Source organism: Oleiphilus sp. HI0132 (assembly GCF_001635845.1).
The window spans coordinates 1-964 of record NZ_LWGJ01000485.1 but is presented as its reverse complement, the minus strand read 5'-3'; the positions used below and the strand labels follow the sequence as shown (position 1 = coordinate 964).

Here is a 964-nt window from a genome sequence, read left to right as displayed (position 1 = left end):
AAATGTTATCGCTTGCATCCTTTGCAACCACATTAGCTGTAACACCTGGCGTACCCTCAACCAACATTTTGTCTGATACTTCAACCCAACCATTGGCTCCGAGCATGAAACTTGAGTCTTCCTCAGTTTCCTCTACCCACATCGGTGCACCGGTGCTGGTGTCGTATCGATAACGACGCTCTTCAGTGTCATCAATCACACCATAGAAGAAGTCGAAGACCGGCTGATTGGCTGAGTCCTGATAATGCTCGTCGCCTTCCATCCAAACAAAGCCTACATTAGTTCCGGTTTCACCATCGAAGATAGTACTTGCAGACACTTCATCCATCGGCGTAAAAGTTTCTGTTGCATTGTAGGCACAGGTCGCAACAATCTGGCCGTCTGCACTTGCAAAGGTGAAGCTCTCTTCAACGGTGGCAACAATGACACCTGACTCTGCATCCAACTGACCATCAACATCCAACTCAGTTTGCATGGAACCATGCTCGCCGCTGTACTCATCGCTGAATGAAGCACTAATGCGTCCTGATGGATCGATCATCAACTCACCACCTTCATCATGCCCTTCATCACCAAAGCTAACCCTTAGAACAGAACCTTCTTGTCTCCATAGAGACACTCGAGTCATTTCATCATTTACATCGAAAGGACAAATGCCATCTTCAGTGCCTGACTCATCAGTTTCAGTTTCAGAGTTAACAATGCGTTCATTCAAGTAGAACAAAGCTACTGAAGGCACATCACACGCGTCACCAACACCATTTTCATCGCTATCTGCCTGTCCAACATTACTATCGAGTGGACAGTTATCGACATCGTCAGCAATCGTGTCGCCATCATCATCGGTGTCACAAGCGTTACCCAAGCCATCAGAGTCTGTGTCTTTCTGCTCTTCATTAGCGATTAGCGGGCAGTTATCATCTCCATCGTGACTACCATCGTCGTCACTATCCGCTAACAGTGG

General features: G+C 47.2%; 1 protein-coding gene. It reads right to left on the bottom strand.

The features are described 5' to 3' along the window. Positions 1-964 (bottom strand): thrombospondin type 3 repeat-containing protein (locus A3766_RS05890; protein ID WP_197479365.1); only part of this gene is annotated, 964 nt, incomplete at both ends.